This window comes from Exiguobacterium sp. s83, from assembly GCF_018617095.1.
Classification (GTDB): domain Bacteria; phylum Bacillota; class Bacilli; order Exiguobacteriales; family Exiguobacteriaceae; genus Exiguobacterium; species Exiguobacterium profundum.
In genome coordinates, this window is the sequence record NZ_JACSJP010000001.1 from 1,125,511 (window position 1) to 1,150,354 (window position 24,844).

The window sequence follows — 24,844 nt, forward strand, 5'->3', positions numbered from 1 at the left end:
TTCATCCACGATCATCGCTCTCGAAGACGACGACTACGGGCAATCAATTCTTGTAGCTTGGACGCCTGGTCTACAATACTTTCGGCGTCTTGAGCGATTTCCCTTTTTGCACGCTCGATTTGACGTTGCTCCTCATAACTGTTTATCACCCGAATGTATTCGTCTAAAACCTCTTCAGACAGTTCATCCGGTCCAGCCATCAGACGGATCTCTGCAAAACGCATCGCATAATCAGGGCGTTGATCGCAATAACGCTCCATGAACGAAAGCGTGATTTGATCAAACTCATCCTGTGTCATCGTATCGGATACGATTTCATACAATGCTGACCCTAACATACGATGGGTTTCATCTTGATAACGAAGCCCTAAACGGTCGCGTACGAAACGGACCTGCTCCGGTCCCGTCAACATCGCACGCAACAAGTACTTCTCGGCTTTCATCCAACGAGGCTCACCTGTTTTACTCGAACGCTTCCGTACCGACTCTACAGGTTCCATCGCACGGTTGGGAGTTGATTCACTTGACGTCGGACGAGGAATTCTCGAACGGAGCGTCTCTAGCGGAATCTCAAACTCATCCGACAGTTTCTTCACATATAAATCTCTTCGAATCGAATCATTTGTCTTCCCGATCTCTTCAAGCATAGATTCAATAAAGCGAATCCGTTCTCCTTCTCGGTTCAAGTTTTTTCCTCGCCGGTACATGCGATTCATAAAATCGAGAACACTCAACTGCTCAGTTTCAATAAACTGCTGCCAGTGAGTTGCCCCATGCTGACGGATATAGTCATCTGGGTCCGTCTTTTCCGGTAGTGGCAAAACTTGTACATCGAGTGGAGACGCTTCTAAGAGGCGAATGACTTTTTGTGTCGCTTCTTGTCCCGCGTGGTCTCCGTCATAACAGATAATGACTTCATCCACGATTCGAGATAGCGCCCTCGCATGTTGAGGAGAGAACGCGGTTCCGAGCGATGCCACAACTTCTTGTGTGCCCGCTTGCGCGACTTGTAAAACGTCAACGTTCCCTTCAACGAGGAAGACACGCTTTTTCTTACGCATCGTCGCCCGGGCTTGAGAGAAGCCGAACAATAACTCGCTCTTATTGAAGAGTGGCGTCTCAGCCGTATTCACATATTTTGGTTGTCGATCATCAATCGCTCGTCCACTGAAGCCAACGATGGTGCCGTCTCGATCCGCAATCGGAAAGACGACCCGTCCTTCAAATCGGTCAAAATATTCACCGGACTTCGACTTTGAAATCAAACCTGCCTCAACCATTACTTCTAAATCAAACCCGCGCCGCTCCAACAGCTCGACAGTAAAGCGTCGTTGGTCTGGGGCAAAACCGATCTTGTATTGCGCAATCGTCTCTTCAGCCAGATCACGATCCCGTAAATACGTTAAGCCCACTTCTCCAGCTTCTGTTTTCATCAACACTTCATGATACAAGTCAGCGACAAGGCGATGCGCATCACGCATCTGTTTGCGCCATACCTGTTCTCGCGTCAGTTCCTCGTCCCCTTGGATCCCGTCTACCGAAATATTCGCCCGTGTTGCCAAGCGTTCGACCGTCTCAGGAAACGACAATCCCTCGGTTTCCATCACGAACGTAAATACATTTCCGCCGGCGCCACAACCGAAACAGTGATACATCCCTTTTTCAGGTGAAACGGAGAAAGAAGGTGAGTTTTCGGAATGAAACGGACATAATCCGACAAGGCGGTGTCCTTGTTTCTTTAATTCGACACGTTCGCCAATCAATTCTACGATATCGGTCGCTTGTTTCACTTCTGCGATGACTTCATCTGGTATTCGTGGCATGTTGACCACTCCCTGTTTCCAATCTCGCAACGAAACGGAACGCTCATCACGTTCCGTTTCACTGTACTGTCAATACTCTATTATACCCTCTTGAAGCAATGATTACTAATTGAAACACTTACTCATTCAATCATCTTTAGACTGTTCAAGATGACGCAAGATGATCCCTGCCGTTTCTTCAACTGCTTTGTTCGTCACATCGATGACATCGCAACCGATTCGTTCATAAATACCACGCGCATACTCGAGTTCACGATTGATTCGCTCTAGCTGCGCATAATCGGCTTCCGGCTTCAAACCTAGCGATTTGAGACGTTCCATTCGGATTGAAATCAGCTTTTCCGGGGAGATGATCAACCCGACACATCGTTCAGCAGGCAAATCAAACAATTCCTCAGGCGGTCTCGATTCTGGAACGAGTGGCACGTTCGCGACTTTATATCGTTTCAGTGCCAGATATTGAGATAGCGGCGTCTTTGACGTTCGAGAAACACCGACCAACACGATATCAGCTTTTTTCAGGCCACGTGGGTCCCGACCATCGTCATACTTGACGGCAAACTCCATCGCCTCGATTTTTCGGAAGTAATCATCATCCAATCGATAGATGAGCCCCGGCTTTTCACGTGGCGCTTCTTTCAATTGGCTAGATAATACATCGAGCAAATCTCCGAGCAAATCAACCGTTTTCACTTGATGCGCTTTACCAAGTCGCATGAGAAGGGCGCGATGTTCCTCATTAACGAGCGTGAACGCAATGATGGCCTGTTGTGCTTTTGCTTGCGTGACGACATCGATAATCGTCTGCTCATCTTCGACGAACGGAATGCGAAGGGTTTCGATCGCATTCTCGTGGAATTGGATACTCGCTGCGCGGACGACGAGTTCGCACGTCTCTCCGACCGAGTCACTTACAACGAACACGAGTTGTTTCGTAGTCAATTCGATTTCCTCCTCAGATCGACTCATCGTTCGCTAACGCAATGAGCACCTTCGTCATATTGGTCTTCGTCATACGGCCGAGTACAATCAATTTCCCATCTTTTTCTTCTACGACGGGCATGGCATCGATTTGTTTCTCAATCAATTTCATCCCAGCTCGAATCAACGTTTCTGTTTTCTCACATACTGTAATGTTCGGCATGCGGGTCATGATGACGTTGACGGGTAACTGGTCTAAGTCTTGATTTCCGATGGCCGCACGAAGGAGGTCTTTACGAGATAAAACTCCGACTAACTCCCGGTCACGTCCGACAACGAACAATGAGCCGACATCTTCTAAGAACAACGTGACAATCGCATCATATACCGTCATCTCATCCCGTACGACTTTCGCAGAAGACATGAAGTCGCCTACGGTCAGCGAATCTAACTTTTCTCGTAGCATCGACGAATTCCGTTTGCCAACGAACGTGTAGCCGACACGAGGTCTAGCTTCAAGTATGCCTGTCATCGTCAAAATAGCGAGGTCAGGCCGCAGGGTCGCACGTGTCAATGAGAGCTCTTGTGCGATTTGTTCCCCTGTGATCGGCCCGTTCTCCTTCACGATCTCGGCGATTTTTTGTTGGCGTTCATTCAGTTGCATAGCCAACCCCCTCTAGTTTGTTTAGAGTACGAGCGCGTTGAAATCTGCGACACGCTTAATCGTCGTTGCAAGTCGGTTCATTTCATGGAGACGGTTTTTGCGGACCGCCTCATCATCACTCATAACCATTGTATGTTCGAAGTACATCATAATCGGTGATTCGAGTTGTTGTAGAAGGTCGAGCGCTTTCTTGTAATCTCCCATCTCGACAGCTTCGGCTGTTGCAGGAGCGGTCTGTTCAATCGCATCATGCAATGCAATCTCATGATCGTTCTCAAACAAGGAAGGATCGACATCTCCCGCTTCACCTTTTTTCGAAATGTTCACGACGCGCGACAATTGCTCAATCAACGCCTTCGCATCCGTCGATACAAATTCTTGAATCGCGTCTGCGCGAGCATCGAGTCGCACAACCGTCAATGAGGTCGTCAATACGGCGTCAATCACATCATAACGAACCTGCTGTTCTTGCAGGCGATATTTCAAGCGCAATTTGAAGAACTCATCTAGTTGTGCCTTAACTTGTTCTTTATCGGCTTCATAGAGTCCTGCTTCCAGTTGTAATTCGACAACTTTTGAAAGCAACGTGTCGATTGAGAGATCAATCTTCCAATCTCCAAGAATCTGAACGACACCTTGGGCCTGGCGACGAAGCGCGAACGGGTCTTGTGAACCGCTCGGAATCATCCCGATGCCAAAGAATGCTGCAATCGAGTCTAATTTGTCGGCAAGGGCAAGAACGGCACCCGTTGCCGTCTCTGGAGAAGCGTCCCCAGCAAAGCGTGGCATGTAATGCTCACGGATTGCCGCTGCCACTTCCTTGTCTTCACCTTGTTGGAGTGCATATTTCTCACCCATGATTCCTTGAAGTTCTGTGAACTCGTATACCATCTGGCTCACGAGATCAAATTTATGAATGGCACCAGCACGGCTTACTTTTTCAAGGTCTGCCTCGAACAACGGTGCAAGTTCCTGAGCGATTTTCGTCACACGACGCGCTTTCGCACCAGTCGTTCCCAATTTTTCATGGAAGACGATGCGATCGAGACGTCCGAGCTGATCATCGATTTTCGTCTTTTTGTCTTCCTCATAGAAGAACACGGCATCCGCAAGACGGGCCCGGATGACTTTCTCGTTACCGCGCGCCACATTTTCAAGATGCTCGGCATTCCCGTTTCGTACCGTCACAAAATAGTTTTTCAATGTTCCGTCGAGATAGACCGGGAAATAACGTTGATGCTCTTTCATCGTTGTGATCAACACTTCCTCAGGCAAGTCAAGGTACGCTTCATCAAATTCCCCAAAGAGAGCGGTCGGCCATTCGACTAAGTTTGTCACTTCCTCAAGCAAGTCGGCGTCGAGTGGAATCGTCCATCCTTGTTTCGTTGCAAGCTCTTGAATTTGACGTTCGATTTCAGCTTTACGCATCTCGTAGTTCGCCATGACAAAAGCAGACTCTAATGTCTGGACATATTCGGTAGGTGATGAGATGACCACGTCCCCTTTACTGAGGAAACGATGCCCACGCGTCACGTTATTCGTGTTCACGCCTTCGATTGTGAAGTCGATGATGTCTTGACCAAAGAGTGCGATCAACCAACGAATCGGACGCATATACCGTAGGCTGCTCGTTCCCCATTTCATGTTTTTCGGGAACGTCAAGCTACGGACCACATCTTCAAGACCGTTCAATAGCGAGAGCGTCTCTTGTCCCTTTTCATGACGTTCCGCGAAGACATACTCGACTCCTTTTTCTTCTGCGAAATAGAGATCTTCTACTGTCAATCCGCGGCCACGTGCAAAACCTTGTGCCGCCTTCGACCAGTTACCTTCCGCATCTTGTGCAATCTTTTTGGCAGGTCCACGAAGAGTTTCTGCCAAATCCTGTTGCGTTTCAGCCACATCACGAACGATGACAGCCAAACGACGTGGTGTCGAGTACACTTCGATTGAGCCAAAATCAACACGCGCCTCTTTTAAGAACGCGTCAACACGTTCCGCCAACTGTTTCTCTGAACGCAAGACATATTGAGCCGGCAGTTCCTCTAATCCAATCTCTAACAGAAGGTCACGCATTCAAGTCACCTGCTTTCTCTTGTTTCAAAAGCGGGAATCCAAGGCGTTCCCGTTCTTCAATAAATTTAGCGGCACACGCACGTGACATGTTCCGGACACGCTGGATGAAGCCGGTACGTTCCGTCACAGAAATGGCGCCTTTTGCGTCCAACAAGTTGAACGTATGCGAACATTTTAGAATGTAATCGTATGCAGGGAAGACAAGGTTATCTTCAAGCGCACGCTTCGCTTCTTTCTCATACGTATCAAATAACGAGAATAACATGTCGACGTCAGACAATTCGAACGTATATTTCGAATGTTCAAATTCTGGTTGATAGAAAATGTCGCCGTATTTGAATCCGTCTGTCCAGACAAGATCGAATACACTTTCTACTTCTTGAATGTATGAAGCGAGACGTTCAAGTCCGTATGTGATTTCCACGGCAATCGGGTCACACTCGATTCCACCGACTTGTTGGAAGTACGTGAACTGCGTGATTTCCATTCCGTTCAACCAAACTTCCCAACCGAGACCTGCTGCTCCGAACGTCGGGTTTTCCCAGTTATCTTCGACGAAACGGATGTCATGCTCAAGCGGATTGATGCCAATCAGTTCAAGACTCTCCAAGTACAACTCTTGAATGTTGTTTGGTGACGGCTTCATGATCACCTGAAACTGATGGTGCTGGTAAAGACGGTTCGGGTTTTCTCCGTAACGACCGTCAGCTGGACGGCGTGACGGTTCGGTATAACAGACGTTCCACGGTTCTGGCCCAAGGCTTCTGAGGAATGTCATCGGGTTCATCGTCCCGGCCCCTTTTTCCACATCGTACGCCTGCATCGTCAAACAACCTTTTGACGCCCAAAAGTTTTGTAGCGTGAGAATGATTTCTTGCACTGTCATGTGCTTCATTAATGACACCTCCAATAGTATTGAAACGACAAAAAACGCCCCTATGTGCCTAGCACATAGGGACGGGATTGATTCCCGCGGTTCCACCCTACTTGCCCCAATCATGGGACCACTCTTAAAAGATGTGGGCGCTCTAGAATCGCCATTCGCTCTTCTCATGATACCCGGCTCACACCGCCCCGGACTCGCTTCATTCATGACAGGAAGAGTTACTTTTTTCCTTCATCGCGCACGCTATTTCATTTGTCTAATCGTACATCATCGTATCGAATTCACTATAAAAAGTCAATCCTCATTCAGATGAAGTCGAATCATTTGATCGAGCACCCGCTTCGTCTTCAATCGTAGTCCACTATACGATTCCATATAAGCATCAAAGAGCTGGCGCAAAAGAACTCTGGACTCATCCGATAGCGGAACGTTCCGAAACTCTGACAATTCGTGCTTACTCATCAAATAAAGTAGTTTCGCCAATCGTTCGGACAGCCGAATCACTCCTTCTTCTGGATGTCGCGCACATAAAAAGCCACCGGACGCGACAGAGAAGTACATGGGATCCGTCACATCTCCACAGCGCACACATCCCGTCAAGACTGGGGCGACACCTAATAGATGCAAAATACGTAATTCAACATAGTGCGTGATGACATCTGCGTCCATGCCCGCATTCAGTGCCTGCAAGGCATCCCGTAATATTCGAAACAATGGACGATTTTGGACACGATCCTCGACAGACCGATCAACAAGTTCTAACCAATACATCGCATATGCCATCCGTTCGACATCTTTTCGGATTTCAGGATAAGACGTCATGACGTCAGATGATTTTAACTGAGCGAGTCCTCGGCTAGACGGAAAGATATAGACACCTTCCACAAACGGCTGACTCGAGGCGTGAAACCGGCTACCCGGTTTCTTTGCACCCCGTGCCATGATCGCGACTTTGCCAAGTTCCTCTGTAAACAATGTCACGACTTTATTCGATTCCCCATAATTAACGGTACGAACGACGATTCCCGTGACTTTTTGTAACATGGCTCAATACTCGTCGTCGCGGAAACCGAGGTCACGAAGCTGACCCATCTTGTTACGCCAGTCTTTCTGCACTTTTACCCATAGGTTCAAATAAACTTTAGTCCCGAGAAGCGCTTCGATATCATGGCGCGCGTCTGTTCCGATTTCACGAAGCATAGCCCCTTTTTTTCCGATGATGATCCCTTTTTGCGAATCACGCTCCACCATGATCACGGCTTCGACATCAATCATCTCAGAGTTCTCGCGTTTCTTGATCGATTCGATGGCTACAGCAATCGAATGAGGGACTTCATCGCGTGTCTTATGCAACACTTTCTCACGAATCATCTCTGAGATAATGAAACGCTCCGGGTGGTCCGTCACTTGATCGGCCGGATAATACATCGGTCCTTCAGGCAACAATTTCTTGATCTCACCTAAGAGCGGTTCGACGTTGTTGCCTTGTAGCGCCGAAATCGGGACGTACGCCGCGAAATCCAATTCGTTCGTATATTGTTCAATCACTTTCGGAAGTTCATCCGGATGGATTAAATCGATCTTGTTCATGACGAGAATAATCGGTGTGTCGAGCCCTTTGAGTTTCTCAATAATAAAGTCGTCGCCAGCTCCACGCGGTTCCGTCACGTTCACCATGAAGAGAATCGCATCAACTTCGCGTAATGCGTTCGTCGCCACTTTCATCATGAAGTCGCCAAGACGGTGTTTCGGTTTATGAATCCCTGGTGTATCGATGAAGATGATTTGGGAATCATCGGTTGTGTACACACCTTGCACCTTATTTCGTGTCGTTTGTGGTTTATCCGACATGATGGCAATCTTTTGTCCGATCACACGGTTTAAGAATGTCGATTTTCCAACGTTCGGTCGCCCGATAATGGAGACGAATCCGGATTTAAAATCTTCTTGATACATATTGCACCTGCTTTCTCAATTTCAGAACTATTAGTATAGCATGTTCCATAGCCGTGGACCGAATATTATGAGCGCCGTTACGGCAGCACCAAATGAAGCGACTAAAACGGCTCCTGCGGCAACATCTTTTGCTTGCTTCGCGAGCGGATGGACGTCTTCTGTCACGAGATTAACCGTTCGTTCGATTGCCGTATTCATCATTTCCATGCTAATAACGGCAATCACCCACCCGAACAAGATGACGGTCTCGAGCCTTGTCGGCTGTAACCAGATTGAAAAGATGAATACAAGAAGAGCCGATAGGAGATGGAGACGCATGTTTCGTTCCGAACGAACGGCATGGAGGATCCCCTCACATGCCACACGGAACGGTCTCACACGTTGCCTCGCTTCAACTCAAAATGAGTGAGCACTTCTTCTTGCCTTGCCGTCATCTCCGCTTCTTCCTCGGGTGTCATATGATCATACCCAAGCAAATGGAGGAATCCATGAATTGCTAAAAAGCCGAGCTCCCGCTCAAACGAATGACCATAGTCAGCCGCCTGTTCTCGGCAACGTTCTACCGAGATGACGAGGTCACCGAGAAGATGTGGTTCATCTTCATCGAGCATGAAATCCATCTCCTCATCCCCCATCTCATCAAATGCGAAACTGATGACATCGGTCGGGGCATCCTTGCCACGCCATTCTCGGTTCACTTCATGGATTTCCGCATTTGTTAAATACGTGACCGACAATTCGCTTGGTTCTTCCACCCCTTCTAATTGAGCGGCATGTTGTAAAATCGACTCGATGAGCTCGATTTGAGATGTTGTTAACAATTCATGTTCATCGTTCGAGATGATTTGCATGTAATTCTCCCTCTTTCTTTAATTCTGGGTATTCGATTCGTTCGTGGAACAAGCCGGTCAGTGTCTCACACGCACTCTCTCCGACGCGCCAAATTTCTTTCGTCGTCAATTCACATTCTTCGAACTGCCCATCCGCCAACTTGTCACGAATGATTGTTCGAACGAGCATTCGGATTTTTTCTGGCGTCGGTTGTTTTTGCGAGCGGACAGCCGCTTCGATTGAGTCGACAATCATAACAACGGCCGCCTCGCGCGATTGTGGCTTTGGACCAGGGTAGCGGAAACGAGACTCTAACACCTCTTTATCAGGATCTTCCTTCGCTTTCACGTAGAAATATTTCAATAAAGACGTTCCGTGATGCTGCTCTGCGATATCGATGATTTCTTTCGGTAACTTATAACGTCGCAACAGATCCGCTCCGTCATAAGGATGAGCCATGATGATGTCTGCCGATTCTTCAGGCGTCAAGCGATCATGAGGATTCCCTCCACCTTGCTGATTTTCAATGAAATGCAGGGGACGCTCCGTCTTCCCAAGATCGTGATAATAGCTTGCGACACGTGCGAGAAGACCATCTGCACCAATCGCCTCACATGCGGACTCCGCCAAGTTCGCCACCATCATACTATGATGATACGTACCAGGTGCCTCCATTAAAAGTTTACGCAATAGCGGATGCGTCGGACTCATCAATTCCACGAGTCGACCAGAAGACAAGACACCAAACCACGGTTCCAAAAATGGCAGGAATCCGAACGTCAACACAATGGAGATCAAGGCGCTAATGACGGCAAATCCGGAAAGATACATCGCCATTTCCCAGGAAACTTGCACGTTCCGAAGTAAGAGTAAGGCGATGACCATGATGATGTTGACGAAACCGAGTAACACCCCTGACAAGAATAGTCGCTTTCGCTGAATTTTCGGTTCAACTAAAAAGACGGCTAGAAAACTACCGGTCGCCACGTACACGAGCGTCATGAAATTCGTGCTCTGTCCGAACGTGACAACGACACTCCCAGCAATCATGGTAATGAATGCTGAGGCGAGCGCGACTCGTTCATCGATTAGGATGCGTAGAAGCAATACGACGAACGCGGTCGGCGCCAAAATATAGGCATATGTCGTAAAATCGACACCGATGTATCCGACACCAAAAAAGACGCCGAGTTGTAAAAGTAGCAAGCCATAGACCGTCACTAGGATTTTCGGACTCAGTAACAGGTCTTTGATTTTCGAGCGAATGAGCATGAACAGAAACCCACCGGTCAACAATGCGCTGAGCAAGAATGACCCGAATAATGGTGCAAGGGAACGATTCGGATCGATGGCTCCAGATAGCTCTAATTTCCGATATATCTCTCGAGTCACCACCTCACCTTGACTGACGAGTAACTGTCCTTCTTGAATGATGACAGGATCGACAGCATCGACGGCCTCTTGTTCTTTTTGACGGGTCGCCTCAGAGTCAAACACATAGTTCGGTACGATAAGTTCATCGCTTAACGTTTTCGAGATGGCACGGAACTCAAACGAGAGCGGCGATTGATCGATAATCGCTGCAGCTCGGTCTCGAGCGGCAACGACCGCTTCATTACTCGTCTCAATCCGATCGTCCATCACTTGTTGTAATGCAGTGACTGTGACATCTTCTACCGTTTGTCGAGTGTCCTCACTCGCTTCAAGAAGCGAATTCAACTCTTCATCAGCTAATACCCCGTTCGCCTCTGTAGAATTTAGACGGTTTTTAATGTCCGCCAGTTCAGTCTCCTCATCCGTCTGGTCGAATGCTGCGAACAACTGCTCAACTTTAGCGATTTGTTGGTCTGCAAATTCTTTTCTCAATGAGAATTGACTGCCAACACCATTTGTCACTTCTTGTTTCAATCGTTCGGTCGCAACACGGTCCTCAACCGTGATCGGAGACCGGATATCCTGTTCGGCAATCCCGAGCGGTTCCACACTGATGATTGATGGACGCACGGTAAAGTATAGAATGGCGCCTAATAAGAGAAAGAAAATCAACGAGATGGTCGCGACTGTCCAGTTTTTAGCTTGCTGCATTCGTGCCCCCCCTTTCACGATCTTGTGACCTCACCCGTACATTTAAGTGAGGTCCGTACTATAGGCGTTGATGATTTTCTTGACGAGCGGATGACGGACGACGTCAGACGCACTGAAGTGTTCAAAGTGAATACCATCCACACCCTCTAACAAGTGTAATGCTTCCTGCAACCCCGATGCCTTGCCTTTCGGTAAATCGACTTGGGTCAAATCCCCTGTGACCACCATTTTCGATCCAAAACCGAGTCGCGTCAAAAACATCTTCATCTGTTCTTTTGTTGTATTCTGCGCTTCATCCAAGATGACGAACGCATCTTCTAATGTTCGTCCACGCATATAAGCGAGCGGAGCCACTTCAATCGTACCTCGTTCTAACAAACGGTTCGTCTGTTCCACCCCATACACATCAAATAGCGCATCGTACAATGGGCGGAGATAAGGGTCCACTTTTTCTTTTAGATCTCCCGGTAAAAATCCAAGGTTCTCTCCCGCTTCAACGGCAGGACGCGTCAAGATGATCCGTTTGACTTGCCCCTCTTTTAAGGCGCGTGCCGCAAGCACGACAGCCAGGTACGTTTTCCCTGTTCCGGCCGGTCCAATCCCAAAGACGAGATCACGTCGTTCAATCGCACGAACATACCGACTCTGCCCTACTGTCTTGGCACGGATCGGTTTCCCCTTATTCGTCGTGAAAACGACTCGTTCATAATGTTCGAGCAGTTCATCGCCCTTTCCGACTTGAATGTGCTGGATGACGCTGATGGCATCACTTTCATTTAGACGTGCACCTTTCTTCACTAACGTCTGCAAGGTGATGATCACTTGTTTCGTTAATTCAAGAGCCTCAAGTGTGTCAGCTTGAATAATCAACTCCTCACCCCTTGGGATGAGTGCCACTTTCAATTCTGTTTCAATCGCCTGGAACACTTCATCTTTCGGTCCGAGTAAAGCTTGTGCCTCGTTCGCATGTTCCATGACGAATGGTATTTTATCAGTCATAATCAATGGATGCATTGCCTCCTCATTAAAATCGGATATTCCTCTTTTACTTTAGCACTATCACGCCTATCGTGAAAGAAAGACCGTGTAATTTCCACGCGCAAAAGGCAGTAACATGACGTCACTGCCTTCCGTTCACTTCTTCCGTTTCGAGATGGGAGGTTGTAGTACCTCACTCCAAATGACAGCTTCCCGCATTCGTTTTTGTGAAACGTTCAGTTGTCTCGGTTTCTTTTCCTGTTGAATCGGTGGAATTTTAACCGCTTGTTCGAATTGCGCGCTCACTTTCGGCATCTCGACTTGACGTTCTCGTGGAGCCGGTCGCTCTTCTACCGTTCGAGCGACTCGGCGCCTCACCTTTTGGGGTGCCGGTTTTTCGTCCGAGTCATCAAATGCCGTTTCAATCTCCTTCATGACGTCCCCTACCGAATCCAAATAGCGTTTCAGCTCACTGCTTTGAGGACGGTCTCCAGAGGACGGTGACTTTTCGAGCCGCTTCATCACTGCCGAAGCAATTCCGAAGGCGGCTAACAAGAGTACCCATAGTCCATCCATATCAATCACTCATTATCTGATTCAGAATCGACAGGTGCCCCAATCGCTTTTCGCATTTCTGTATCCGCTTGAACGTTCAAGTAGTTCACGTAATCCATGACACCAAGCTTTCCGTTTCGTAACGCTTCTGCCATCGCGAGCGGGACTTCCGCTTCGGCACCGACAACTTTCGCACGCATTTCTTCTACTGAAGATTTCATTTCTTGTTCGCGCGCAATCGCCATCGCGCGACGTTCTTCCGCCTTCGCTTGAGCGATTTTCTTATCCGCTTCTGCTTGGTCCGTCTGCAAGACCGCGCCGATGTTCTTACCGATATCGATGTCGGCAATATCGATTGAAAGAATCTCAAACGCTGTTCCTGAATCTAACCCTTTTGTGAGGACAGTCCGTGAAATCATATCCGGATTCTCCAAGACGTGCTTGTGGTTGTTTTGTGAACCGATTGTCGACACGACCCCTTCACCGACACGGGCGATAATCGTTTCTTCTCCCGCACCACCGACGAGACGATCGATATTCGCACGTACGGTAATACGTGCTTTCGCCTTCACTTCGATCCCGTCCATTGCGACACCCGCAATAAACGGCGTCTCAATGACTTTCGGGTTAACAGACATCTGTACAGCCTCGAGCACGTTTCGTCCTGCCAAATCAATGGCAGCAGCACGTTCGAACGACAATTCAATATTCGCACGGTGCGCCGCAATCAATGCGTTCACAACGCGGTCTACGTTACCACCAGCCAAGAAGTGACTCTCAAGCTGGTTCGTGTTTAATTCAATTCCTGCTTTAACCGCTTTAATCAACGGGTTCACGATTTTCGAAGGAATAACGCGACGAAGGCGCATCCCAATCAATGTGAAGATCGAGACGTGGACGCCCGCTGCAAACGAACTGATCCATAGTCCGACTGGTACGAACGTGAAGAATACGGCAAGTGCAATCAATCCTCCACCTGTAATGAGTAACGTTGTCAGTAATTCTGGTGTCATTCTGTTACATCCTCCTTCGGTTCTACAAAGCTTCGAACGACAATCCGTCCAGAATCCACTTTATAAACCTGAATTTTTGTCTGCTGATCGAGATAGCCACCTTCCGTCACGACATCAAGTCGTTCTCCGTCGATTTCGGCAGTACCGGCTGGGCGAAGTGGTGTCAAGGTGACTCCCACTTTCCCGAGAAGCTGTTTTCGATCTTCGTGGGACAAGTAGCCTTTTTCAGTCGATGTCGAATCCGTCAAAATCAACCCTTTATAAATGAGCGGACGATTCGTACTCAAGCGACGGTATGCCCAAAAGCCGAGACCTGTTAGCACCGCTGCCGCTAGACCAATCGATAGCCATAATTGACCGATCGTCGCACCAGCCATAATCAAACTCGCAACGACGGCTCCGATCCCAAGCAAACCGAACAATCCAAACCCTGCTACGAACACTTCAATTCCAAGAAGGACGACTCCGACAAAAAAGACTGTCAGAATCACTCCGAGACCAAATGTCATCGTCTTGCTACCCCCTTCCAAATTCAAAGCTATCTCCTATCTCTAGTGTATACGAAACAAGATTGAATGTGGTTTCAGAATACGCAAAAAAAAGCAGAAACTTTCGGTTTCCCGGAAAGTTTCTGCTTTTTCATCAATTCGTCAATTGTTGTTTGACGATTCGGTTCACAAGACCACCGTCTGCCTTGCCTTTGACTTGCGGCATGACGACGCCCATCACCTTACCCATATCTGATGGAGCGGCTGCGTTCGTTTGAGCAATTGCTGCTTGGACGATGGCAGTCACTTCATCTTCTGAAAGTTGTTCAGGCATATAGGCTTCTAGGACGACAATCTCTTCTGCTACTTTGGAAGCAAGGTCATCACGACCAGCGCTTTCGAATTCTCGGAGGGAGTCTCTGCGCTGTTTCATCTCTCGGTTGAGCACCGTGAGTTCCTCTTCCTCGGTAAGATCTTGACGACCTAGTTTGATAGCCTCATTTTGGAGCGACGCTTTGACCATCCGGATTGTCGTAAGACGATCCTTTTGTTTCGCGCGCATGGCTTGCTTCATGTCGTCCGTCAAGCGTTCTTGAAGACTCATGAGCCAACACCCTCTCTACAAATGAAACTGGAATCAGAATTTCTTACGCTTACGCGCAGCTTCTGATTTCAATTTACGTTTTACGCTTGGCTTTTCGTAGTGACGACGTTTACGAACTTCGGCAAGTGTGCCATCTTTCGAAACACCGCGTTTGAAACGACGAAGAGCGTCTTCAAGCGATTCGTTTTTACGGACACGAGTTTCCACTAGTTTTCCCTCCCTCCGAATTACACGACTAAGGAAACGTGTTTCACACGTCATATCATATTATAGTGAAATTAAGTCGTGTGGTCAACCACTTATTAATAGTCGCTGTCTGAACGTCCACCAGTGACAATCGCGATACCCGCTGAAGCACCGATACGTGTCGCACCGGCATCGATCATCGCTTTCGCACCCTCGAAGTCACGGACACCACCTGAAGCTTTTACGCCGATGTCAGGTCCGACCGTCTCGCGCATGAGGCGAATGTCTTCGACTGTAGCGCCACCTGTCGAGAAACCAGTCGAAGTTTTGACGAAGTCTGCTCCAGATTTCACTGAAAGTTCGGCAGCTTTCTTGATTTCTTCTTTTGTAAGCATGCATGTTTCAAAGATGACTTTGACGAGTGTACCGTTTGCCGCTTCGACAACCGCACGGATGTCACGTTCTACGAGATCGTAGTCAGCATCTTTGAGTGCTGCGATGTTGATGACCATATCTACTTCATCTGCGCCATTGGCAATCGCATCTTTTGTTTCGAATGCTTTTACCTCAGGTGTGTTTGCTCCAAGTGGGAAACCGATGACAGTACATACTTTGACATCATCATCGGACTTGAGTTGTTCTGCTGCATATTTGACCCATGTCGGGTTGACACAAACGCTTGCGAATTTGTATTCGAGCGCCTCTGCACAAAGTGTTGTAATTTGATCTTTTGTTGTTTCAGCCTTTAAAGCTGTGTGGTCGATATAACGGGCTAATTCCATTATTCATTTCCTCCTCTGACAAATAAGTCTGACATCTAACATATTACCATGTTTTTTCGAGATGTAACAGCTTTCAAACCTAAATCAACTGACGACGTTTACGAGCGACGACCCAACTGTTCCAACTAAAGAAGAAAATAGCGAGCCAAATGCAGGTGAAGGCAAAGACATGATATGCCGTGAACGGTTCATGGTACATGACAACCCCGATGATCAAGCTAAGTGTCGGTGCGATGAATTGAAGAAATCCGACAAGCGTGAACGGGATATGTTGTGCCCCGTACCCGAACAGGAGAAGAGGTAACGCCGTGACCACACCCGTTCCAAGAAGGGCGATCCAAATGACAGGCGACATGTTATACGCAATATTGTCGGTGACAACTTGATTTCCGAGGAAGAGCAATGCCACCGGGACCACTGCTAGCGTTTCGATTCCTAGGCTGACCGTTGAAGCAAGGGGACGGCGCTTCTTCACCATTCCATAAAATCCAAAGGTACTCGCCAAGACGAATGAAATCCATGGGAACGTACCGTACCCTAACGTCAAGACGAGGACGCCGATTGACGCGATCCCAACGGCCATCCATTGGACTCGATTTAATGATTCCCGAAAGACAAGCACCCCTAACACCATGCTGACAAGAGGATTGATGTAATATCCGAGAGAAGCTTCAATGATATATCCGTGATTGACAGCCCATATGTATACAAACCAGTTCGCACTGACGATGAATCCGTTCAACATGAATGCGTTTCGCGTAGCACGGTGTCGCAGGGCGTAACCGAATTCTTTCCACTGATTTGTCCATCTTAGAACGAGCAGAATAAATAAAAATGACCAAACGATTCGATGCGCCAAAATTTGACCACTCGGCACCTCTTGTAAAAATTTCCAATAAATCGGAAGGACGCCCCACATGACGTAGGCCCCGATTGTCGTCCATACTCCCTTATTCACACGTTCACCCGCTCTCTTACAAGTTAAAGACAGTTTAGTCGATGAAAGACTCTCGATACAAGACTTTTGTTTCATGAAAAAAAGGCGCGAAATCGCGCCCTGACCGTTTATTGTTTCACTTGTTCAATTGCTGTTAATGCTTGTGCCAAGTCTTCGATCAAGTCATCAATGTCCTCAAGTCCGACCGAAATACGGACGAGCCCATCGGTGATGCCAAGTTCCGCTCTGCGTTCGGCTGGAATCGAGGCATGTGTCATGCGTGCCGGAACACTGATCAAACTCTCAACCGCTCCTAAACTTTCGGCGAGCGTGAAGTATTTCGTCTTCGCGACCATCATTTCTGCCGCTTCCGCTGAACCGACATCAAATGCGATCATCCCACCGAATCCACGTGCCTGCGATAAATGAATCCGCTTCGCTTCCTCACTGGATACACTTGGATGGAGCACGCGTGATACAGACTCGTTCGACTGAAGGAATTCAACCAATGCTCGTGCATTCGATTCAATCTCCTCCATCCGAACAGCCAACGTCTTGATTCCCCGTACAACAAGGAAGCTATCTTGTGGTCCAAGGACTGCGCCAACAGAGTTTTGAAGGAACGCCAAGGCCTCGCCCTGCTCTTCCGTACGTGCGACAACAAGTCCCGCTACGACGTCACTATGTCCACCTAAGTACTTCGTGGCACTGTGAAGGACGTAGTCTGCACCAAGATCAATCGGATTTTGGAAGTAAGGGGTCATAAACGTATTGTCCACGACGAGTAACACATCTGCTTCATCGGCAATCGTACGCATCGCCCGAATGTCCGTCACGTTCAAGAGAGGATTTGTCGGGGTCTCGACATAAATCATTTTCGTGTTCGCTTGAAGCGCATCCCGAACCGCTGCTTCATCGGATGTATCGACAAAAGTTGCTTCCAAGCCTCGTGACTGAAATACTCGATTGAATACACGGTACGTTCCTCCATATACATCAGACCCGACGATGACGTGGTCTCCAGATTTCAATAACATAAGCACCGTCGAGATGGCTGCCATGCCAGATCCGAATGCAAATCCTTGCACGCCGCCTTCGATGTCGGCAATCAATGTCTCTAATGCCGTCCGAGTCGGGTTTGCTGATCGTGAGTACTCGTACCCTTCTCGCAAGTTGCCAATCCCGTCTTGCTTATACGTGCTCGTTTGATAAATCGGTGGCGTGACGGCCCCTGTCAACGGATCCGTCGTTTTACCGCCGTGAATGAGTGCTGTCTTTGTACGCATGTTCTGCCTCCTTGACAATTCCTTGACTTAAATATCGTTCTGCGCTATCAGGCAAGATGGTGACAATCGTGCCTTCCGTCAATTGATTCGCTTCTTTTACACATGCTGCAATGGCAGCGCCTGAAGAACTACCGATGAGCAAACCTTCCTGTTTCGCTAAATGTGCCACGTAGTAGAAGGCCTCCTCATCTGTAATGGTATGAATCGCATCGACGTAAGCCCTCTCCAAAAAGGGTGGCCATTTTTCGACGCCGATTCCTTCTGTTTTATGTGGTCCTGGTTCACCGCCATTCAAAATGGAACCGACCGGCTCTACGACGACAGTTTTCGTTCCAAGTGGCTTTAATGATTTGGCGACACCGGTGAATGTTCCACCTGACCCCGCTCCCGCTACAAATACGTCAATTTGTGGCACATCTTTCAACAACTCATGGGAAAGGATGTCGACGTAAGCATCCGGGTTATCCGGGTTCGAGAACTGTTCTGGGACATAGGCGTCATGTTCTTTAGCCAACTCAATGGCATGTGCGATCGCGCCCTTCATGCCGAGTTCGGTCGGCGTGTTGACGACGGTTGCTCCGAGCAGTCGCATCAATGCCTGCTTCTCTTGACTGAATTTTTCAGGAGTGACCGTCATGAGGCGAATCCCGAATCGTTGGCAAGCGAGCGCAAGCCCGATCCCCGTATTGCCTGCTGTCGGTTCGATCACCGTTCCACCAGGTGCCACATCGCCACGCTCGATCGCCCGTTCAATCAAATTCATCCCGAGTCGGTCTTTGACACTCCCACCTGGATTCATCATCTCGAGCTTTCCGTACACTTTGACATTTGCTGGTATAGGAAGCGTTCGAAGTTCAATGAGCGGTGTGTCTCCGATGAGTTCATAGACGTCACGGACAATCATCTTATGCCTTGTCCTTGAAGACGATATGCCATTCATCGCGTTTTGCGAGCATGTCTGCCGCTAATTTTTTGGCACCTTCGAAATCATGATGGTTCGCATTCCCACATTGAACAGGGTTTTGCGCAGGCAATTCCTCAGCGTTCATCGCATCACGCAACGTCGCTTCCACGAGGTCAAGCATTCGTTCGTAGTTCCCATCATTGAGCATTGTCCAATAGAAACCTGTCTGGCAACCCATCGGTGAGATATCGACAATGTCTTCGGAATGATTGCGACTGTTCTCGGCAATCAAATGCTCAAGTGAATGAACCGCGCGCATCGGCATGAGTCCTTCGTTCGGTTGAATGAAACGAATATCGTATTTATAAATCGTGTCAGCCGTCCCTTCTTTCACACCAGCTAAACGGACAAACGGCGCCTGTACTTTCGTATGATCCAAGTTAAAACTTTCAACATTATATGTTTTCATGAGTAATTCCTCCTCGTTATTTAGTGGCTATTACGAGCCAGACAAACTTGTTTTTCTGCGTCATCGTCACGTTGTATCCGTTCGCTTCTAACATGGAACGAATCGTTGACGTATAAGGATAGTATTCACGATTTAAATCTTCGACGAGGTCCGAGTACCCTTTCGCAGTCGCCCAATCGATGATGTCCTGACGAGCTGCTGGTGACTCAAACATCGTATCAAGCAACACGAACTTCGGGTGTTCCCAGTCTTCGACGTATCGACCAATGGCCGTGGCCTTTTCAGAATCTGTCAAGTGGTGAAAAGCATATGACGATACGATCGTATCTACATGTGATAACTTCGGATATCGGAGAAAATCACCTTCGAGTACTTCAATCCCCAACTTTTCAACAGCAATTTGTCGCATTTCCGGCGACGGTTCAATCGCAATCAACGGATGCCCTTTCAAGATCCGGCTACTCAAGTTCCCTGTTCCGACACCAAACTCAAGCACCGTTCCTTCGACGTGTAGGGCAACCTCATCGAGCATTTGCTCATATCCGATGAACACTTCGTGATATTGCTCATCATGCCCCTCGACCGTCGTATCATAATCCTTTGCCCAATCCTTAAAGATGTCCATGAATGGTAAGTTCATATCGCTACCCCAATCTTAATTCTTACTAATTTGATATGTTTTATTGGTATTTAACTTTAACGTTACATTAACAGGTTTTTTTATTCATTTCAAGTCATTCGCTAGATTCACGCATCATATGCAATTGGATATAGGTCTTATGTGTTAGGTCTTTAGTAATTGTCAGAACATTAAAATTTGTGCAAAAACACTTACCTGTTTTACAAATAAACCCACTCTTTTTCATCTGATTAGCGATATGATAGTTCTCAATGTGAGTTTATGCTTTAAATTTTACAGGTACTAACAAATTTTAGGGGGTCTATACGTTGTCACGAAAAAAAATCTATTTAAACGCTTCACTCGCCACATGTATCGCCTTGTCACCTGCACTGATTCAAGCTGGAACAACCTCTGTTTCAGCTGAAGCTTCCGTTAAACCGAAACTGGTTCTAGAGAAGAAACAGAAAAAAGTTCGGGTCGTCGTTGAGCTCGTCGGGGATCCTGCCATTGCCGAAGCCGCTCAAAAAGGAAAGAAATTTAATGAATTGTCGAAATCAGAGCAAAATAAGGCACAACAATCTGTTCAATCAGAACAAAAACGTGCCAAGTCCGCCTTGAAGAAACAAGGCGTAACGGCTACACCGATTGAAGAATTTACGACCGTCTTCAATGGTTTCTCTACATTCTTGTCTACAAGTGAAATCGCCAAAGTCGAAGCATTACCTGAAGTGGCGACCGTTCACATTGTCAACGAGTATGAGCGCCCAGAAGTCAAACCGGATATGATCACGAGTAATGGCATGGTTCAAGCCGAACAAACGTGGGGAGATTACGGGTTTGCCGGAGAAGGTACTGTCGTCGCCGTCATCGATTCTGGAATCGACCCTGAGCACCGGGATTATAAGATCACAGACGCCAAGACGGCAGAGTTGACTCAATCTGAAGTCAATCAAGCCATCACATCGTTCGGTCTTCCAGGCGAATACGTGAACGAGAAAGTTCCATACGCATATAACTACTACGATGAGAACGATGACATCAAAGACGATTCACCTGGTGCTTCCATGCATGGACAACACGTTTCTGGAACGGTTGCCGCTAACGGTGATTTAGAAAACGGTGGAATCAAAGGGGTCGCACCGGAAGCACAAATTTTAGGTTTAAAAGTATTCAGTAACGATCCGAACTATGCATCTACATATGGAGACATCTATATCAAAGCGATTGATGATGCCATCAAACTCGGCGCCGATGTCATCAACATGAGTCTCGGTTCGACAGCCGGGTTCGTCGATGCCGATTCGCCAGAACAACAAGCCGTTCAACGTGCCGTCGATAACGGTATCTTCATGTCGATTTCTGCAGGGAACTCCGCATACTTTGGTCACGGATTCGACTTACCGACTGCTTCAAACCCAGATACGGGTGTCGTTGGGGCACCGAGTGTCAGTCAAGCATCGACATCGGTCGCCTCTCTTGAAAACGATCAAATTCAATTGGACGCATTCCGTGTCGGAGATGAAAAAATCGGATGGAAAAAACAAGACGGTCCTGTCTTCAAAGAAGGAACATACGACATCGTATATGTCGGAGACGGACAACCGGAGAATTATGAAGGGAAAGACGTAAAAGGAAAACTCGTCCTTGCTGTTCGCGACGGCGGTTACTTCTACTCGAAGATTCAAAAAACAGCTGAAGCACAAGGCGCAGCAGGTGTCATCGTACGTGGTGCGGTCGGACATGGCGATTATGTCTCGATGGCGCTCGATCAACCTCAACTCCCAATGGCTTCACTTAGCATCCAGGATGGGAATGAACTGAAAGACAAGTTAGCAGAAGGTCCCCTTCAAGTGACGTTTGCCGGTGACCGAATCAGTGTCAACAACCGTTCAGCCGGTGCGATGTCTGATTTCACATCGTGGGGAGTTACACCGAACCTTGACTTCAAGCCGGAACTTTCTGCTCCAGGCGGACAAATTTTCTCTACGTTTAACGATAACCAATATGGATTGATGAGCGGAACGTCAATGGCAGCACCACACGTTGCCGGAGGAGCGGCACTCGTTCTTGAACGTGTAGACCGCGACTTCAAGTTGAGTGGGAAAGCACGCGTCACGATGGCGAAAAACTTGTTACTCAACACATCTAAGCCTGTCACGGATATCGGACCATATAACCAGGAATTGAAACAGTCGCTTCCATACTCTCCTCGTCGTGCCGGAGCCGGTCTCATGCAATTGCATGCAGCCGTCACTTCGCCGGCTGTCGCCTATGAAAAGTCGACAAAAGAGGCGAAAGTCGCTTTGAAAGAGTTGTCGAAGAGCAAAGCATCCTTCACGGTCGTCGTCGAGAACATGTCGAACGAAGCGTTGACTTATGATGTAGCCGCATCGTTACAAACAGACCTCGCTGTCAAAAACAAAGACGGTATCGTTCAAAATGCGATGGAAGCTCAAGCACTCGAGCAAGCTATCGTTAAAATCAACGGATCGAACACAAGTAAAGTTACATTGAAAGCAAAACAGAAGAAAGAAATCACAGTTTCCATCGATGTTTCGAAAGCAAAAGTGTTGAACCCAGAAACGTTAGAAGGCACTGTATCTGCCAAATCTGTCTTTGAGAACGGCTACTTCGTCGACGGGTTCCTTCGTTTGACTGACCCAAGCGGCACAGACGGTCATCCATCTCTCGTCGTTCCATTCGTCGGTTTTGAAGGAGACTGGGGCAAAGCACCAATCTTTGACGAGACGATTTACGGAGAAGGAGCATTCTATGGCGTTTCTGGATTGGTCGATGCCGACGGAAACTACTTAGGTGAAAAGTTAGATGAATCCGTAGCTAGTGAGGCGGTTGCCATCTCTCCGGATGGAGACGGATCGAAAGATACGGCAACTCCAGTCTTCTCGCTATTACGTAACGCAAAAGATGTCAAATACCGGATTGTAGATGAAAAAGGAAACGTCCTTCGTACCCTCAAGATGGAAGACGAATTGAGAAAGAATTACTTCGATGGTGGGAGTGGCGATTATTACTATTACGCAGCGGATAACGCTTGGGATGGGCAATTAAATGGTAAGATGGCGCCTAAAGGAATATATTACTATGAGATTGAAGCAAGCATCGACTACATGAAGAAGCAAGCTCAAACGTTACGTATCCCTGTCAAAGTAGATTACACAGACCCGCGCTTCACGCTTCGTTGGAACGATAACGTGGCGAGCGTCAAGGCATCGGATGACTTTGCTGGAATCAACGGAATCGAGTTCCTCCTGAATGGAGAAGTGGTTGCTAAAGAAGCGAAGGATGCGGCAAACTTTACGCTTGAACAACCACTCGCCTCTACGGATCAGCTCTCGGTTCGTGTATCAGACAACGCGGGGAACGTGATCACTCGAAACGTATCAACAGAAAATGATGTGGCCAAGCCTGGCATCTTCGTAGATGCGCCACTCGCCTTCTCTCCTTACGGTACATCGATCGTTCCGTTGATCGGTCAAGTCAAAGATGACTCTGAGATTGCATCGTTCACTGTGGATGGGGTCGAAGTACCGCTCACATACGACGCGACAGCGAAACAATATACGTTCAATACGACGCGGACATTTAAAGACGGGTATCACAAAGTGCGCTTTGTCGCAGAAGACACAGCCGGAAACGTGACGAACTTCGTCCGCCCAGTCTTTGTCGACTCGACGAAAGCTAAATTGTCGGTGACAAATGTTCCGAAGAACGTATCGTCTAAACAGAATTCTGTAAAAGTGAAAGTTCAAGTAACGGATAACTTCGATGAGATCAAGCTTCGTGTCAACGGGGACTTGAAATGGAGCAATACGTTGAAAGAACCATATGCGATGCGTGCTTTCTCACGCACGGGGACGATCACACTTCCAGTGACAGCGAAAGGGAAGAATACCTTCACATTCGAAGTGACCGACCTTGGTGGAAACGTCACGAAGAAAGTGATTACAATCAACAAAAAGTAAAATGAAAAACGGATGACCTCGATCGGGTCATCCGTTTTCATATGATCTGTTCAGTTCAAGCGCGAAAGAGATTGCAGATAATGCATAAAGCGGCGCCGTCTCAGACCGAAGAATTCGTGGTCCAAATGCACATGTAGTCGCTCCTGCCTGAGTCCATTGATTGATTTCGTTCACATCGAATCCACCTTCAGGTCCCGTGATGACGAGAATGCGTTGTTTCGGTTTCAGTTGAGTCAACAGTTGCGCGAAAGCAGACTGCTCCCCTTCTTTTGCCGACTCTTCATATGCGATGACGACGGCATCATAGCCATCTATTTTCTGTTGGAGCTCTTTCGGAGAAATATATGTGCAAGTCGGTACCACGGCACGATAGGATTGTTCAGCCGCTTCTTGCATAATCTTTTGAATCCGCTCTACTTTTTTCGGAGCTTTTTTTCCATCCCATTTGGCAACAGAGCGCGTCGATTCGAACAGCAACAGATGGTGGACACCAAGCTCCGTCGCTTTTTGGGCGACGAGCTCGACTTTGTCTCCTTTCGGGAGTGCATACGCCAAAGTCACCTCGATCGGCAATTCCGTCGTCGCCTGGCGCGATGACATGACTTTCGCTTCCCCGCTCTTTTTCTCAAGTGATGTCACGACACAGGCATACTCAACACCTGTACCATCCAATAGGACCATCTCATATCCAGGACCTTGTCGTAAGACTGTACCGATGTGATGGACCACGTCGGAAGGAAGGGTCACCGTTTCGCCTTTAAAGGCTTCTTTTGTCAAAAAATAACGTTGCATAAC

Annotated in this window: 24 protein-coding genes; 1 reads left to right on the forward strand and 23 read right to left on the reverse strand. The window is 47.9% G+C overall.

What is annotated here, in order from left to right; all coding sequences use genetic code 11:
• Positions 1-11: 11 nt before the first annotated feature.
• The 22 genes from dnaG to KNO73_RS05970 form a co-directional block, all read right to left on the reverse strand.
• A complete protein-coding gene (gene dnaG, locus KNO73_RS05865; RefSeq protein WP_078147150.1) occupies positions 12-1,823 on the reverse strand; it encodes a DNA primase in 1,812 nt (603 codons plus the stop codon).
• A 126-nt stretch (positions 1,824-1,949) separates the two neighbouring features.
• Positions 1,950-2,792, reverse strand: a complete 843-nt coding sequence (locus KNO73_RS05870; protein WP_078147151.1) for a pyruvate, water dikinase regulatory protein — start codon at positions 2,790-2,792, stop codon at positions 1,950-1,952.
• A complete protein-coding gene (gene ccpN / locus KNO73_RS05875) occupies positions 2,779-3,408 on the reverse strand; it encodes a transcriptional regulator CcpN (protein ID WP_078147152.1) in 630 nt (209 codons plus the stop codon). Before ccpN ends, KNO73_RS05870 begins: the two co-directional genes overlap by 14 nt.
• A 21-nt stretch (positions 3,409-3,429) precedes the next feature.
• On the reverse strand, positions 3,430-5,484 hold the full coding sequence (glyS, locus tag KNO73_RS05880) for a glycine--tRNA ligase subunit beta (protein ID WP_215112207.1): 2,055 nt from the start codon (positions 5,482-5,484) through the stop codon (positions 3,430-3,432).
• Positions 5,477-6,370: a glycine--tRNA ligase subunit alpha gene (gene glyQ / locus KNO73_RS05885; RefSeq protein ID WP_215112391.1), complete on the reverse strand. Its 894-nt coding sequence runs from the start codon at positions 6,368-6,370 to the stop codon at positions 5,477-5,479. Before glyQ ends, glyS begins: the two co-directional genes overlap by 8 nt.
• 294 nt (positions 6,371-6,664) lie before the next feature.
• Entirely contained in the window at positions 6,665-7,414 is a 750-nt protein-coding gene (gene recO, locus KNO73_RS05890) for a DNA repair protein RecO (RefSeq protein ID WP_078147154.1), read from the reverse strand.
• A gap of 3 nt (positions 7,415-7,417) precedes the next feature.
• On the reverse strand, positions 7,418-8,326 hold the full coding sequence (gene era / locus KNO73_RS05895) for a GTPase Era (protein ID WP_012726647.1): 909 nt from the start codon (positions 8,324-8,326) through the stop codon (positions 7,418-7,420).
• 30 nt (positions 8,327-8,356) lie between these two features.
• The gene (locus KNO73_RS05900) at positions 8,357-8,704 is read right to left on the reverse strand and encodes a diacylglycerol kinase family protein (RefSeq protein WP_215112208.1); all 348 of its coding nucleotides are present in this window, start codon (positions 8,702-8,704) and stop codon (positions 8,357-8,359) included.
• Positions 8,701-9,177 carry an rRNA maturation RNase YbeY gene (gene ybeY / locus KNO73_RS05905; RefSeq protein ID WP_214734582.1) on the reverse strand — a complete coding sequence of 159 codons (477 nt, stop codon included), beginning with the start codon at positions 9,175-9,177 and terminating at the stop codon, positions 8,701-8,703. Before ybeY ends, KNO73_RS05900 begins: the two co-directional genes overlap by 4 nt.
• The gene (locus tag KNO73_RS05910) at positions 9,155-11,242 is read right to left on the reverse strand and encodes an HD family phosphohydrolase (protein ID WP_215112209.1); all 2,088 of its coding nucleotides are present in this window, start codon (positions 11,240-11,242) and stop codon (positions 9,155-9,157) included. The genes ybeY and KNO73_RS05910 overlap by 23 nt, the downstream gene beginning before the upstream one ends.
• 42 nt (positions 11,243-11,284) lie before the next feature.
• Positions 11,285-12,256 (reverse strand): PhoH family protein, encoded by a 972-nt coding sequence (locus tag KNO73_RS05915; protein WP_012726651.1) that lies wholly within the window; start codon positions 12,254-12,256, stop codon positions 11,285-11,287.
• A 120-nt stretch (positions 12,257-12,376) separates the two neighbouring features.
• Positions 12,377-12,796, reverse strand: coding sequence for a hypothetical protein (locus KNO73_RS05920; RefSeq protein ID WP_012726652.1), 420 nt, complete (start codon positions 12,794-12,796; stop codon positions 12,377-12,379).
• Between the two features lie 5 nt (positions 12,797-12,801).
• Positions 12,802-13,788 (reverse strand): flotillin-like protein FloA, encoded by a 987-nt coding sequence (gene floA / locus KNO73_RS05925; protein ID WP_012726653.1) that lies wholly within the window; start codon positions 13,786-13,788, stop codon positions 12,802-12,804.
• The gene (locus KNO73_RS05930; RefSeq protein ID WP_031423231.1) at positions 13,785-14,297 is read right to left on the reverse strand and encodes an NfeD family protein; all 513 of its coding nucleotides are present in this window, start codon (positions 14,295-14,297) and stop codon (positions 13,785-13,787) included. Before KNO73_RS05930 ends, floA begins: the two co-directional genes overlap by 4 nt.
• Before the next feature lie 133 nt (positions 14,298-14,430).
• On the reverse strand, positions 14,431-14,880 hold the full coding sequence (locus KNO73_RS05935) for a GatB/YqeY domain-containing protein (RefSeq protein WP_012726654.1): 450 nt from the start codon (positions 14,878-14,880) through the stop codon (positions 14,431-14,433).
• A 33-nt stretch (positions 14,881-14,913) separates the two neighbouring features.
• Positions 14,914-15,108, reverse strand: a complete 195-nt coding sequence (rpsU, locus tag KNO73_RS05940) for a 30S ribosomal protein S21 (RefSeq protein WP_029334745.1) — start codon at positions 15,106-15,108, stop codon at positions 14,914-14,916.
• 74 nt (positions 15,109-15,182) lie between these two features.
• Positions 15,183-15,848 (reverse strand): deoxyribose-phosphate aldolase, encoded by a 666-nt coding sequence (gene deoC, locus KNO73_RS05945; RefSeq protein WP_215112210.1) that lies wholly within the window; start codon positions 15,846-15,848, stop codon positions 15,183-15,185.
• Between the two features lie 79 nt (positions 15,849-15,927).
• Positions 15,928-16,806 carry an EamA family transporter RarD gene (gene rarD / locus KNO73_RS05950; RefSeq protein ID WP_214775091.1) on the reverse strand — a complete coding sequence of 293 codons (879 nt, stop codon included), beginning with the start codon at positions 16,804-16,806 and terminating at the stop codon, positions 15,928-15,930.
• A gap of 107 nt (positions 16,807-16,913) precedes the next feature.
• Positions 16,914-18,071, reverse strand: coding sequence for a bifunctional cystathionine gamma-lyase/homocysteine desulfhydrase (locus KNO73_RS05955; RefSeq protein WP_074036592.1), 1,158 nt, complete (start codon positions 18,069-18,071; stop codon positions 16,914-16,916).
• A complete protein-coding gene (locus KNO73_RS05960) occupies positions 18,037-18,975 on the reverse strand; it encodes a PLP-dependent cysteine synthase family protein (RefSeq protein WP_214734586.1) in 939 nt (312 codons plus the stop codon). The genes KNO73_RS05955 and KNO73_RS05960 overlap by 35 nt, the downstream gene beginning before the upstream one ends.
• A gap of 1 nt (position 18,976) precedes the next feature.
• The gene (locus KNO73_RS05965) at positions 18,977-19,444 is read right to left on the reverse strand and encodes an S-ribosylhomocysteine lyase (RefSeq protein ID WP_215112211.1); all 468 of its coding nucleotides are present in this window, start codon (positions 19,442-19,444) and stop codon (positions 18,977-18,979) included.
• Positions 19,445-19,460: 16 nt separating this feature from the next.
• Positions 19,461-20,084 (reverse strand): class I SAM-dependent methyltransferase, encoded by a 624-nt coding sequence (locus KNO73_RS05970; protein ID WP_214734587.1) that lies wholly within the window; start codon positions 20,082-20,084, stop codon positions 19,461-19,463.
• A 308-nt stretch (positions 20,085-20,392) separates the two neighbouring features.
• Here KNO73_RS05970 and KNO73_RS05975 point away from each other — a divergent pair, with 308 nt between their 5' ends.
• Positions 20,393-24,049 (forward strand): S8 family serine peptidase, encoded by a 3,657-nt coding sequence (locus KNO73_RS05975; RefSeq protein WP_215112212.1) that lies wholly within the window; start codon positions 20,393-20,395, stop codon positions 24,047-24,049.
• A 27-nt stretch (positions 24,050-24,076) separates the two neighbouring features.
• Here KNO73_RS05975 and KNO73_RS05980 read toward each other — a convergent pair whose 3' ends face one another.
• Positions 24,077-24,841 (reverse strand): 16S rRNA (uracil(1498)-N(3))-methyltransferase, encoded by a 765-nt coding sequence (locus tag KNO73_RS05980; protein WP_215112213.1) that lies wholly within the window; start codon positions 24,839-24,841, stop codon positions 24,077-24,079.
• Positions 24,842-24,844 lie beyond the last annotated feature (3 nt).

What these genes read in the sequence shown, in the direction of transcription:
- KNO73_RS05970 (WP_214734587.1), bottom strand. Translation starts at nt 20,084, where the DNA reads ATGAACTTACCATTCATGGACATCTTTAAGGATTGGGCAAAGGATTAT.
- era (WP_012726647.1), bottom strand. Translation starts at nt 8,326, where the DNA reads ATGTATCAAGAAGATTTTAAATCCGGATTCGTCTCCATTATCGGGCGA.
- KNO73_RS05980 (WP_215112213.1), bottom strand. Translation starts at nt 24,841, where the DNA reads ATGCAACGTTATTTTTTGACAAAAGAAGCCTTTAAAGGCGAAACGGTG.
- KNO73_RS05935 (WP_012726654.1), bottom strand. Translation starts at nt 14,880, where the DNA reads ATGAGTCTTCAAGAACGCTTGACGGACGACATGAAGCAAGCCATGCGC.
- ccpN (WP_078147152.1), bottom strand. Translation starts at nt 3,408, where the DNA reads ATGCAACTGAATGAACGCCAACAAAAAATCGCCGAGATCGTGAAGGAG.
- floA (WP_012726653.1), bottom strand. Translation starts at nt 13,788, where the DNA reads ATGACACCAGAATTACTGACAACGTTACTCATTACAGGTGGAGGATTG.
- recO (WP_078147154.1), bottom strand. Translation starts at nt 7,414, where the DNA reads ATGTTACAAAAAGTCACGGGAATCGTCGTTCGTACCGTTAATTATGGG.
- ybeY (WP_214734582.1), bottom strand. Translation starts at nt 9,177, where the DNA reads ATGCAAATCATCTCGAACGATGAACATGAATTGTTAACAACATCTCAA.
- glyS (WP_215112207.1), bottom strand. Translation starts at nt 5,484, where the DNA reads ATGCGTGACCTTCTGTTAGAGATTGGATTAGAGGAACTGCCGGCTCAA.
- deoC (WP_215112210.1), bottom strand. Translation starts at nt 15,848, where the DNA reads ATGGAATTAGCCCGTTATATCGACCACACAGCTTTAAAGGCTGAAACA.
- KNO73_RS05870 (WP_078147151.1), bottom strand. Translation starts at nt 2,792, where the DNA reads ATGAGTCGATCTGAGGAGGAAATCGAATTGACTACGAAACAACTCGTG.
- KNO73_RS05960 (WP_214734586.1), bottom strand. Translation starts at nt 18,975, where the DNA reads ATGATTGTCCGTGACGTCTATGAACTCATCGGAGACACACCGCTCATT.
- KNO73_RS05930 (WP_031423231.1), bottom strand. Translation starts at nt 14,297, where the DNA reads ATGACATTTGGTCTCGGAGTGATTCTGACAGTCTTTTTTGTCGGAGTC.
- glyQ (WP_215112391.1), bottom strand. Translation starts at nt 6,370, where the DNA reads ATGACAGTGCAAGAAATCATTCTCACGCTACAAAACTTTTGGGCGTCA.
- dnaG (WP_078147150.1), bottom strand. Translation starts at nt 1,823, where the DNA reads ATGCCACGAATACCAGATGAAGTCATCGCAGAAGTGAAACAAGCGACC.
- KNO73_RS05920 (WP_012726652.1), bottom strand. Translation starts at nt 12,796, where the DNA reads ATGGATGGACTATGGGTACTCTTGTTAGCCGCCTTCGGAATTGCTTCG.
- KNO73_RS05915 (WP_012726651.1), bottom strand. Translation starts at nt 12,256, where the DNA reads ATGCATCCATTGATTATGACTGATAAAATACCATTCGTCATGGAACAT.
- KNO73_RS05910 (WP_215112209.1), bottom strand. Translation starts at nt 11,242, where the DNA reads ATGCAGCAAGCTAAAAACTGGACAGTCGCGACCATCTCGTTGATTTTC.
- KNO73_RS05955 (WP_074036592.1), bottom strand. Translation starts at nt 18,071, where the DNA reads ATGCGTACAAAGACAGCACTCATTCACGGCGGTAAAACGACGGATCCG.
- KNO73_RS05965 (WP_215112211.1), bottom strand. Translation starts at nt 19,444, where the DNA reads ATGAAAACATATAATGTTGAAAGTTTTAACTTGGATCATACGAAAGTA.